Below are 10,937 nucleotides of genomic sequence, written 5' to 3' on the forward strand. Positions count from 1 at the left end.
CGCGCACCTCGTCCACTGTGTGTGACCCCATGCCCCAGAACGAGTTGCGGGGAAGTGCTCTGCGACGTCAGCGAGTCGATGCGGGCGCAGGCGACCGCGTACCTGCATCTGATGCGGGCGTTCGCGGTGGTCGCCGACGCGGAGGTCTTCGCGTTCGCGACCACGTTGACCCGGCTCACCGTGGTGCTGCGACACACGTCGGCGGCCGAGGCCGTCGCGCAGGCCAGCGCGGCCGTGACCGACCGGTACGGGGGCACCCGGATCGCCACGAACCTGCGCGCCCTGCTCACCTCCCACCACGGGGAGGCCGTGCGTGGGGCGGTGGTGGTGATCGGGTCGGACGGTTGGGACAGCGATCCGCCCGACGACCTGGCCGCCGTGATGGCCCGGCTGAGCCGCCGCGCGTACCGGATCGTCTGGTTGAATCCCCGCGCCGGCGCACCCGGCTTCGCACCTCGGGTCGGCGGCATGGCCGCCGCACTCCCCTACTGCGACCGGATGCTGCCGGCCGGCACTTTCCAGGACCTGCTGGTCGTGGCCCGTCAGCTCCAGAGCGTCACGTGCACCGACGGCCGGAGTGGCCGACGCTCACGCCCGCGCCGCGCATCATCGCCTGAATCGCCCTCGGCGTCGACGAGAAGCGCGACAGTTCGCCGGCGGCGGACATCGCGTCGGGGTTGGCGAGCACCTGCGAATGCCACACCGCCTCCATCGTCGCGTGTGGCCCCGCCACCTGCACGAGGTGCCGCTGGCGGACGTCGGGCGCGACGGTGAACGCGAGGGCCGGCGCCACCCCCTTACCTCGCTTGGCCTCCCCCAGCGCCGCCGCGTGGCTCTGGAAGATCTGCTGCCGGTCATCCGGCACGGCGAGGCGGCGCAGCATCGCCGGCACCCCGCCCAACTCCGTGGTCGCCGAGGGCCCGAGCAGCCAGGTCTGCTCCCGCAACTGCCCAGGGGACGCCGTCACCCCGGCGAGCGGGTGGAGCGGGCCGACGACGAGGACGAGGCGGTAGTTCATGACCGGGCGGCAGGCGATGGCGGCATCGACGACCGGCGGCTGCGGGCCGATGGCGATGTCCACGGCGCGGGCCAGCAGCAGCGGCCCGAAGGAGCCCGGGCCACGCACGCTCAACTCGACGTCGAGGTCGGCGGCCCGCCTCGCGAAGAGGTCGATCAGGCCCGGCGCGGCGAACTCGGCGAAGAGGCTCGACGCGGCGACCCGTAACAGACGCCGGCCACGGGTCGCGGCGCTCACCTCCCGTATCGTGCGGTCCTGCAGGCCCAGCAGCTCCGAGGCGCGGCTGGCCAGCCGCAACCCACCGGGGGTGAACGCGAGGCCGCCCGCCGTACGGGCGAAGAGTTTGTCGCCGAACTCCTTGCGCAGTTGGGCGATGTGGAGCGACACGGCCGACTCGGAGACCTGGAGCTCCGCAGCGGCCTGCTTGACCGAGCCCAACCGGACCACGGCGACGTACGCGCGAAGCTGCGTAGGGGTCAACGGCGTCACCCTCTCCCCGCCTGATCGCGTGGCTCGGCTCGGCGTCGAGACGAACAACGATCATCCCCCGCTGGTCCGCCCCGCCGCCAGCACCCGATCATCCGATCGTCGGTCAGGTTCGCGTCTGGTGCCGACCGCGCACGCAGTACACGTCGCCGGAGTTCGCGCTGTGCGGCAGTGCGGCGAGGTGCGTCGCCATGTCGGTCGCGGAGACCCAGCGTTGGAACGTCATCGACTTGTCGTCGCCCAGCGCGACGTCGAAGCCGTCGAAGCCGAGGGCGGTCAGGCGTTCGAGACACCGGGAGGCGACCGGGCGCGCGATCGTGGTGAACTCGAACGAGAGGGCGGGCAGCGGGAGGGTCAGACCGGCCAGCACCTCGTCCTCGAAACCCTCCACGTCGATCTTCGCGAAGGTCGGCTCCCCGTACTCGCCGATGAGGGTGTCGACGGTGACCACCGGGACCTCGATGTCGGCGTCCCACACCTGGCCCTCCCACCCGCCGGCGCCCTCCGCCGCCAGCATGAAGTCGGGCGAGGCCGTCGACACTGTGGGGTTGGCGGAGTTGACGTGGAAGCGAGTGCTCCCCGGGGCCGCGCCGCAGACCGCCTCGACGAGCGTCACCTGGTCGTCGTCGGCGTAGATCGCCTTCAGGGCGCGCAGGCACAGCGGCTGCGGCTCCACCGCCACCACCCTCGCCCCGAGGCGACGGAAGCTGGCGATGTGGTCGCCCACGTGCGAGCCGACGTCGAAGACGAGATCCCCCTCGGTGACGAAGCGGGCGTAGAAGGCGTCCATCCGCGCGTCGCGCTCGGCGTCGCCGTAGTAGACGTCCAACGATCGGTGCAGGAGGGACATCGCCGGGTCGGTCCGGAGGGCGGCGATCCTGGTGCTGGTGTCAGCCGTCATGTGTCTCAGTCCAGTCCGTGAGGGGGCCGGGTCACGGCCCGAAGGCGGTCAGGAACCGGTCCCGGAAGGTGTCCATCCGCCAGACCGGTGCCTGCGGTCCCGGCTTGAGCCCGTCCTGCCAACCCCACCCGGAGATCCGGTCCAGGACGGCCCGGTCCCGGGTGATGATGGAGATCGGGACGTCCCGGCTGGCGTTGTCGCCGGTGACCACGGCGGCGGGCTGGTGGTCACCGAGGAAGATGAACACGAGGTCGTCGTCGCCGTAGGTCTGCACGTAGGAGATGAGCGCGCTCAACGTGTACTCGATGGAGTGCCGGTAGTCCGCGCGGATCTGCTCGGTGTTGCGTCGCTTGTCGTCGGACTCCTTGGCGGTGCCCTTGAAGATCGCCCCGTTGCCGAGGGCGGCCCAGTCGACCAGCTCCGGGACGGGCGTCCACGGCGCGTGGCTCGACACCAGCGCGAGTTCCGTCATCGTCGGGTCGCCGTCGCCATTCGACTGCTCCAGCCGCCGCCAGCTGGCGAGCGTGTACTGGTCGGGCATGGTGCCGAAGCTGAACTTCGGCCCCCGGTACGCGAGCTTCCGGGCGTCGTAGAACCGGTCATAGCCGAAGAAGGAGCCCTCCGGCCACGGCTTGCTCACCGCGGGCATCACGCCGACGGTCTGCCAGCTCGCCCGTTGGAACGCCTTGTTGAGGGTCAGCCGGTCACTCGCCAACAGGGTGCGGTGCCGCTGGTCGTTGTCGACCCAGAGGCCGGAGAGCAGGGTGTCGTGCGCGAGCCAACTACCGCCGCCGAACGTCGGCGAGGTGAGGAAACCACTCTGCGAGGCGAACCCCGCCGCGGTGAGCCGACTGGTCCCTCCGTCGAGGACCGCACCGACCTGCGGGGCGAACTCCGGGTCCTCGACGGCGTCCCGGCCGTAGCTCTCCACGAAGGAGACGACGACGTTCTTGCCGCGTAGCGCGGTGAGTAGTTGGTCGCCGGGCGTCTCGGCGAACCGGTCGTCCTCGAGCAGCGCGGCGAACCTCTCCCGGTCGTCGAGACGAAGACGTACCTGGAAGCCGTGGCCGTTGGTCAGGGTGGTCGCGGACGTGTCGGCGACAGTCACGCCGTCGACCACCCGCACGTTGAACGCGGCGCAGACCACCCAGACGACCACCAGCGCCGCCACGACCCGGGTGGTCCCGGCGCGGTGCCGGATCACCAGCCGGCGCAGTCGTCGCATCGACAGCGTGACCAGGGTGGGCAGGCCGACGGCCACCACCGCCAGGGTGATCGCCACGCCGATGGCGACGGGCCGGCCGTACGACTCGCTGACGAAGGCGAACCCCTCGTCGAGCAGCCCCCAGTCGAGCACCGGATCGAAGGCCCGGCTGAGCGCGGCGGTGAACCCCAGGTCGAACAGCTTCAGCAGGCCGAGCAGGCCGAGGGCCACGCCGGCGAGCGTCGCCACCAACCTGCTCCAACGCGGGGGTAGGGCGAGCAGGAGGGCGACAGCCAGCAGCGCCTCCAGGGGTATCCGTACGAACGCCCCCGGGCTGAGACGGCCGAAGTCGTACGGCAGGGTGAGCACGAGCACCACGAGCAGCACGGCCAGGAGGGTGACCAGTCGGGCCACGACGGAGCGCTTCGGCCGGCCCTCGGCCTCGGTGCCGTCGGTGGCGGTGACGTCCGAAAGCTCGCCCCTCATCGCCTTCCGTCCCTGGCTCGGCATCTGACGTACGCGCGTCAAGAGCGACAACCCGGGCATCCTTCCATGATCTTTGTTGGGCGCGGTAACCGGGCGACTCAGACGCGGGCGATCCCGCGTCGAGCCACGGCGACCGTCCGATGCTCTGGCCAGGGCAGCCCATCCGCCGTGCCGTGGACGACCGGAGTGCGCCGGCCCTCCGCAGCGTCGTGGGCGAGGGCGCGGCGGAGGTGACGCGTCGTCCACAGCCACGCGACGTCCCGCCCGAACGACTCGACCAGCAGCGCCAGCGACACCACCAGCACGACTGTCGTCAGTGGCCCGGGCAGCGCGCCGCCCATCGCCACCGTCAGCACCACGCCCTGGATCGCGGCGACGACCTTCCGCCAGTAGCGCGGCGGCAACGATCCGCGCATCCAGCCCAGCACCCAGCTCGCGGCGACGAAGACGTACCGCATCGCGCCGATCGCGAGCACCCAGCCACCCGCCGAGGGGGCGACGTACAGGCAGAGCACCAGGACCAGGAAGGAGTCGATCTCCATGTCGAAGCGCGCGCCCAGCTCGCTGGACGTCCCGGTGCGTCGGGCCGTGTAACCGTCCACGGCGTCGAGAGCCAGCGCCACACTGGTGAGGACGACCATCAACGCGACAGGTGCCGGTCGGGAGAACGAGTCCGCGGCCAGGGCAGTCACGCCGCCGACGAGGATCGCCCGGCTCAGGGTCACCTGGTCGGCCGGGCCCAGGTCACGTGCGCCCGAGCGGGACATCCCCCGACTGAGCAGGGTACACAGCGCCACCCCGTACGCCAGCCCCGCCGCCCACCCGGCCGGGCCGAGACCGACGGTCTGCGCGAGCACCGCCAGCAAGCCGATCTGCACGAGCAGTCCGATGACCAGACCGGTTCGAACCGTTGACATCGTGCCTCCGTGACTCTGGTGGGTGACCCTGACCGTCATCACGGAAAACATGACCGATCGGTTCATTCTGAACGCGACTCAGCAGGGTGGCACAGAGGGACGTGCCCCTTCGGCAGCCGGTTAATCGTCCACCGTGACTGCGGCTCAAGGCCGCTGACCCGGCATCACGGCGCAACGGTGGGTGCTGGAGGTCAGCCCGCGCTGGCTGCGGGGGCGCCGAGGGCGTGGAGCGCGGCGGTGGTCACCGGATCGGCGGGGAAGAATGCCTCCACGGCCAGCCCGGAGACGGTGACGTCCAGCGGGGTGCCGAAGAGGGTGGTCGTGCTGAGGAACGACAACTCCTGGTCGCCGTGGCGGTAGCGAAGTGGGATGACGACACGGGAGACGTCGTCGCTGGTCGGTGCCGCGGCGTCGTCGCCACTGGGGTAGCCGCGAAGTTCCTCGAACAGTTCGGACAGGGCCAGGTCGTTGGTTGTCGCGGCCTGCTGGTGCAGTCGTCTGAGCAGGTGGGCCCGCCACTGCGGCAGGTTGAGGATCCGGGAGGCCATGCCGTCGGGGTGCAGGCTGAGCCGTAGCACGTTGATCGGCGGGGCCAGCAGGTGCTGCGCCGCGCCCGCGGTGAACAGGGCGACGGCGGGGTTGGCCTCGACGAGGTGCCAGTGCTGGTCGACGAGCACCGCCGGGTAAGGGCTGTGTCCGTTGAGGATCTGCCGTACGGCGGCACGCAACGGAGCCAGTTCCGGGCCGTCCAGGTCGTGGCTGGGGTAGGCGGGGGCGTATCCGCCGGCGAGCAGCATCGTGTTGCGCTCCGCCAGCGGCGTGTCGAGCTGTTCGGCCAGCCGCAGGATCAGGTCCGGGCTCGGCCGGGATCGCCCGGTTTCCACGAAACTCAGATGCCGAGCCGACACGCCCGCCTCGATCGACAGGTCGAGCTGAGTCATCCCGCGCCTGCGGCGCTGGTCGCGCAGCAGCTCACCCACCGGTCGCCCCGGCCTGGTCGTCACGCACCGACCCTACTGACCGCGCCGGGGGGCGGCGCATTACCTGCGACGTAATCGACAACGCGCGCCAGCTCTCGCGATTATTTCTCCAGGGGCGAAGCCCCGACCGCAACGAACGGAGAATCATGACCGCGTACGCGCTTGCTCACCTGCGCAGAGCTCCCATCCATGCCGAGGTGCTGGAATACCTGGAGCGCATCCAGGCCACCCTCGTGCCCTTCGGCGGCCGGTTCATCGTGCACGGCGGGCCGATCGAGGTCTTGGAGGGCGACTGGCCGGGCGACCTGGTCATCATCGAGTTTCCCGACCTGAGCAGGGCCCGCTCCTGGTACGGATCCCCCGCCTACCAGGAGATCAAGCCCCTGCGGACGAGGCACCTCGCCGGCGAGGTGATCCTCGTCGAGGGGGTAGCCGCCGACCACAGCTCGTCGGAGATGGCGGCCGCGATCCGCCGGGCCGACGGTTCGTAGCGTAGGGGTCAGGGCTTGGGCATGGTGAGGACCTCGACACCGTCGTCGGTGATGGCGATCGTGTGCTCGCTGTGCGCGGTCCGGCAGCCGGTCACGCTGCGCAGGGTCCAGCCGTCGGGGTCGGTGACGAGCGTGGCGGTGTCCGCCATGACCCACGGCTCCAGCGCCAGCAGCACCCCTGGGCGCAACCGGTAGCCGCGGCCTGGCCGTCCCGTGTTGGAGACGTGCGGGTCCTGGTGCATCGTCGAGCCGACGCCGTGGCCGCCGAACTCGGTGTTGACCGAGTATCCGGCCGCGCCGAGAACCGAGCCGATGGCGTGGGAGATGTCGCCGATGTGGACTCCGGGGCCGGCGGCGGCGATGCCGGCGCTCAACGCGCGCTGGGTGGCGTCGATCAGCGCGACGCTGTCCGGGGGCTGCGTCTCGCCCACGATGAAGCTGATCGCGGAGTCGGCGACCACCCCACCCAGGGAGACGGCGAGGTCGAGCGACAGCAGGTCGCCGTCGGCGAGCCGGTAGTCGTAGGGCAGCCCGTGCAGCACCGCGTCGTTGACCGACGTGCAGATGTAGTGGGCGAACGGGCCGCGCCCGAAGGAGGGCTCGTAGTCGACGTAGCAGGACTGCGCCCCGGCCTCCATGATCATGCTTTGCGCCCACGCGTCGATGTCCAGGAGGTTCGTGCCGACCACGCTGCGACTCTTCAACGTCTGCAGGATGCCGGCGACCAGGGCGCCGGTGTCCCGAGCGCGGGGCAGGTCGGTGGGGCTCAGGATCTCGATCATGCCGCGCCTTCCTCGAACCAATAAGTATCCCGGCCATATTATCCCGGTACTAGAATCGGGGCATGGTCAGGTTGCCGCTCACTCCCGCAGAGGTCGAACGCGGACAGCGCCTCGGCGCCCTCCTGCGTCGCGCCCGGGGGGAACGTTCGATGCTCCTCACCGCGCTGGACGCGGGTGTCTCACCGGAGACTCTCCGGAAGATCGAGTCCGGTCGCATCGCCACCCCCGCCTTCCCGACCATCGCGGCGATCGCCGACGTCCTCGGCCTCTCCCTCGACGCGGTCTGGTCGGAGATCAACCAGTCGGACGACGGGGTCGAGTTCGTCCGAGCGGATCACACAGTGGCCGAGCGCCTGGCCTCGTAGCCCTCACCCCGGCGCCCGTCAGGGCAGGAACTCGGCGGTCAGGCTGATCAGCGCACGGGCGGCAGCCCCGACCGGGCGGTCCACCGGGATGGCGAGGGACGCCGTCCAGTTCAGGTCGGCGCCGGTGACGCTCAGCAGTCGCACACCGTGGTCGTCGGCGACGGCGAACCGGGGCAGCAGCGCGATGCCGAGCCCGTGCCGGACGTGATCGGCCCCGGTGGCGATGTCGGGGATCTCGATCGTGACGCGCCGGGACAGGCCGGCGTCCGCGAACGCCCGGTCGGTCACGGCCCGATTGCCGTAGCCGACCGGAGAGTCGATGAAGTCCAGCCCGGCGATGTCGGCCAGGGTGACCGCCTCGCGGGTGGCCAGCGGGTGGTCGTCCGGGACGACGAGGTCGAGGGCCGAACTGGCCAGCTCGGTGAGGTGGATCTCCGCCGGGGGCGTGCCGGGCAGGGAGACGAACGCGAGGTCGAGCCGGCGTTCCGCGAGGGCGTCGATAAGCCCCTGGGAGCCGTGCGGGGCGACGCTGGTGTGCAGCAGCACCCCGGGATGCCGGCGGTGGAACTCGCCGAGCAGGGCCGGCAGGTGCAGGAGTCTGATCGAGGTCATCGTGCCGATGCGCAGGGTGCCGCGCAGGCCGCCGTGCACCTCGGCGACGGCGTCGCGCGCGTCGCGGGCCGCGTCGAGGGCGATCCGGGCGCGCGGCAGCAGCGCCGCTCCGGCATCGGTGAGGAGTACGCGTTTGGAGTTGCGGTCCAGCAGCGGCGCACCCAGTTCGCGTTCGAGGGTCTTGACCGCCGCCGAGACCGCGGACTGGACGACGTGTAGCCGAGCGGCGGCGCGGGTGAAGTTCTGCTCCTCGGCCACGGCGACGAAGTACTCAAGTTGGCGGAGTTCCACACCACCAAGTATCACCGAACGCGATCGTCGCTAGCATCAACTTTCGTTGGCTCTGATGCTTGGGCCCAGCGACAGTGGGGCCATGTCGACGACCCTGTCATCCCGCCCCGCCGTGTCCATGCCGGGATCCCGCCGGCACGGCCGCGGGTTCTGGGCGATCGCCCTGGCGTTCCTGACCGCGATGGCGTTCTGCACAGTGCCTGCCCCGCTCTACCCGCTCTACATGGCGCGGGACGGCTTCTCCACCTTCATGGGCACTGTCGTGTTCGCGGTCTACGCGGTGGGCGTGGTGATCAGCCTGCTGCTCGCCGGTCACGTCTCGGACTGGGTCGGCCGCAAGAAGATCCTCATTCCGGCGTTGGTGTTGGAGCTGGTGGCCGCCGCCCTGTTCCTGGGCGACCCGCCCCTGCCGGTGCTGCTGGTCGCCCGGCTGGTGAGCGGGCTGGGCATCGGCATGATCACCGCGACCGCCACCGCCTACCTCCAGGAGCTGCACGCCGCGCACCGGCCCGACTCGTCCCGCCAACGCTTCGAGATGGTCTCGACGGCCGCCAACATCGGTGGCCTCGGCGTCGGCGCGTTGATCGCGGGCTTCCTCGCCCAGTACGTCGACGCGCCGCTGCGTACCCCGTACCTGGTGTTCGCCGTCCTGCTGACGGTGAGCATCGTGGCGGTCGCCCTGACCCCGGAGACCGTCGAGGCGCCGCTGGTCAAGCCCACCTACCGGCCGCAGCGGATCAACGCCGACCACGCGGACCGGGCCGGATACCTGGCTGCGGCGGCGGCCGGGTTCGCGTCCTTCGCCGTGTTCGGCCTGTTCACCTCGGTCGCCCCGGGTTTCGTCGCGGGTGCCCTGCACCTTCCGTCGCGTGCGCTGGCCGGCACTATCGTGTTCGCCGTGTTCGGCGGTGCCGCTGCGGCGCAGACCCTCACCAGCCGGCTCACCGGCCCGGCGAAGGTCCGGCTCGGGCTGCTCGCCCAGGCCCTCGGCGTACCCCTCCTGCTGGTGGGAATGCACGCCGCCAGTCTCACGGCGTTCCTGGTCGGCGGTGTGGTCGCCGGCATCGGCGCCGGAGTGTTGTTCAAGGCCGCCGTTGGTGCCGTCGTGGCGATGGCCGCCCCGGTCCGGCGCGGCGAGGCCCTGGCCGGGCTGTTCCTCGTCGCCTACCTGGGGATGATCCTGCCGTCCGTCGGCATCGGCGTCGCCACCCAGGCCGTCACCGCCGGCACGGCGATGGACTGGTTCACCGGGTTGCTGCTGGTCATCCTCACCGGCGTGGCCCTGCTCTTCCGCCGCAGCGCCGCGAGCGCTCGGTCCGCAAACTGACGGTGATGGCGGCTCAGAACCACCGGATGGGATGCTGCACTGGTGATTCGCCGACACGCCGTCTGGCTCGGTCTGGCGATCGGGCTGCTCACCGGCTGCTCCGAACCGCCCTACCCGCTACCTGACCGCAACGCGGCTGACGTTCGGGCCGAGGAGGACCGTCTCGTGACGCTCCTCCCCGTCGAGTTGCTGGGCGGACCAGGCACCTGCGAGGTTCGGCTGCTGGGGCGAGACGGTTCCTCGTCGTTCGCCTGGGCGCACTGTGAAGCAGCACCGGGGGCCGGGGTCGTCTCCGGAGTCTCCATACCGGTGCGGGTGGACGGCGATCGCGTCATCCAGCCCGGCGATGGGAGCGAATACTCCGCGAGCGTGCGTCGCATGTTCCCGGAGCGGCTGGCAGAAGCTGTCCTCGACGATGACGGCAGGCTGCGGCCCTGACGACGCGGGCGACAACCACGTCGCCGACGGTGCGCGGGGAGGGCCGGGGTCAGGTCGCGTCGGGCCACCACGGTTCGAGGAGGGTGGGGTCGGCGACGTACTGCGCCGCCTGCGTCCGCTCCTGCGGGGTCAGGGACAGCGCTTGGAGGCGGCCGCCCCACTCGGGCACCCGGTCGGCCTTGTCCAACGCGGTGGCCAGCTCGATCAGGCCGGCCAGCGCCATCGCCTGCTCGACCACCGGCGCGCCCTCGGCACGGCGGCGCATCCCCGAGTCGAGCGCCCGGTAGGCCGCCCGGTCGTCCATCTTGAACTCGCGCAGGATCCGCGCGTTGTCGAGCACCCGGGCCAGCCCGTCAAGCTCCTTCGACCCGCCGTACTCCACGTCGTCCGGCTCGTCCCGCTGGATGAAGACGATGGTGTTGCCTGACGGGTCGACGATGCTGAACCGCGACGACCCGGCGCGGTAGCGGGTCATCCGAGGCAGGCCCTTGACCAGCACCTTGCCGTAGCTGCGGCGCATCGCCTCGGCGAACGCCGCGTGGTACGGCCCCACCGCGTCCACCATCACCAGGCACCCGCCGGACTGCTCCTTCGCCGGGTCGAGGTCCTTCGGCGCGGGGCCGTAGTGCAATTGGAACC

At 71.0% G+C, this 10,937-nt stretch carries 12 protein-coding genes and 1 pseudogene; 5 read left to right on the forward strand and 8 right to left on the reverse strand.

Features of this window, described 5'->3' with window-relative positions; translation table 11 throughout:
• Positions 1–111 precede the first annotated feature (111 nt).
• Positions 112–456 (forward strand): annotated as a pseudogene (locus tag ACWCO3_RS24265) (VWA domain-containing protein); the annotation flags it as partial.
• A gap of 100 nt (positions 457–556) precedes the next feature.
• Here ACWCO3_RS24265 and ACWCO3_RS24270 read toward each other — a convergent pair.
• The 5 genes from ACWCO3_RS24270 to ACWCO3_RS24290 all read right to left on the reverse strand — a co-directional run bounded on the left by ACWCO3_RS24270 (position 557) and on the right by ACWCO3_RS24290 (position 6,016).
• Entirely contained in the window at positions 557–1,498 is a 942-nt protein-coding gene (locus ACWCO3_RS24270) for a LysR family transcriptional regulator (protein ID WP_450012192.1), read from the reverse strand.
• A gap of 112 nt (positions 1,499–1,610) precedes the next feature.
• Positions 1,611–2,405, reverse strand: a complete 795-nt coding sequence (locus tag ACWCO3_RS24275) for an FkbM family methyltransferase (RefSeq protein ID WP_450012194.1) — start codon at positions 2,403–2,405, stop codon at positions 1,611–1,613.
• Between the two features lie 31 nt (positions 2,406–2,436).
• Positions 2,437–4,095, reverse strand: a complete 1,659-nt coding sequence (locus ACWCO3_RS24280) for a sulfatase-like hydrolase/transferase (RefSeq protein ID WP_145780728.1) — start codon at positions 4,093–4,095, stop codon at positions 2,437–2,439.
• Positions 4,096–4,193: 98 nt separating this feature from the next.
• Complete coding sequence (locus tag ACWCO3_RS24285) at positions 4,194–5,012, reverse strand: CDP-alcohol phosphatidyltransferase family protein (RefSeq protein WP_450012196.1); 819 nt, start codon at positions 5,010–5,012, stop codon at positions 4,194–4,196.
• Positions 5,013–5,203: 191 nt separating this feature from the next.
• Entirely contained in the window at positions 5,204–6,016 is an 813-nt protein-coding gene (locus tag ACWCO3_RS24290; protein WP_450012198.1) for a helix-turn-helix domain-containing protein, read from the reverse strand.
• Positions 6,017–6,138: 122 nt separating this feature from the next.
• Here ACWCO3_RS24290 and ACWCO3_RS24295 point away from each other — a divergent pair, with 122 nt between their 5' ends.
• Entirely contained in the window at positions 6,139–6,483 is a 345-nt protein-coding gene (locus ACWCO3_RS24295; RefSeq protein ID WP_358078627.1) for a DUF1330 domain-containing protein, read from the forward strand.
• An 8-nt stretch (positions 6,484–6,491) separates the two neighbouring features.
• Here ACWCO3_RS24295 and map read toward each other — a convergent pair whose 3' ends face one another.
• On the reverse strand, positions 6,492–7,265 hold the full coding sequence (gene map, locus ACWCO3_RS24300) for a type I methionyl aminopeptidase (RefSeq protein WP_145780722.1): 774 nt from the start codon (positions 7,263–7,265) through the stop codon (positions 6,492–6,494).
• Positions 7,266–7,327: 62 nt separating this feature from the next.
• Between map and ACWCO3_RS24305 the strand changes: the two genes are divergently transcribed.
• Positions 7,328–7,630, forward strand: coding sequence for a helix-turn-helix domain-containing protein (locus tag ACWCO3_RS24305; RefSeq protein ID WP_145780720.1), 303 nt, complete (start codon positions 7,328–7,330; stop codon positions 7,628–7,630).
• An 18-nt stretch (positions 7,631–7,648) separates the two neighbouring features.
• Here the strand turns inward: ACWCO3_RS24305 and ACWCO3_RS24310 are convergent, their stop codons facing one another.
• The gene (locus ACWCO3_RS24310) at positions 7,649–8,533 is read right to left on the reverse strand and encodes a LysR family transcriptional regulator (RefSeq protein WP_423438969.1); all 885 of its coding nucleotides are present in this window, start codon (positions 8,531–8,533) and stop codon (positions 7,649–7,651) included.
• An 82-nt stretch (positions 8,534–8,615) separates the two neighbouring features.
• Between ACWCO3_RS24310 and ACWCO3_RS24315 the strand changes: the two genes are divergently transcribed.
• Positions 8,616–9,860: an MFS transporter gene (locus tag ACWCO3_RS24315; protein WP_450012202.1), complete on the forward strand. Its 1,245-nt coding sequence runs from the start codon at positions 8,616–8,618 to the stop codon at positions 9,858–9,860.
• Positions 9,861–9,902: 42 nt separating this feature from the next.
• Complete coding sequence (locus tag ACWCO3_RS24320) at positions 9,903–10,298, forward strand: hypothetical protein (protein WP_145780716.1); 396 nt, start codon at positions 9,903–9,905, stop codon at positions 10,296–10,298.
• 49 nt (positions 10,299–10,347) lie between these two features.
• On the opposite strand, the gene ACWCO3_RS24325 is transcribed toward ACWCO3_RS24320, so the two are convergent.
• A partial coding sequence (locus tag ACWCO3_RS24325) for a glyoxalase (protein ID WP_450012204.1) occupies positions 10,348–10,937 on the reverse strand: 590 nt, incomplete at its 5' end.

Source organism: Micromonospora sp. NPDC002411 (genome assembly GCF_053592955.1).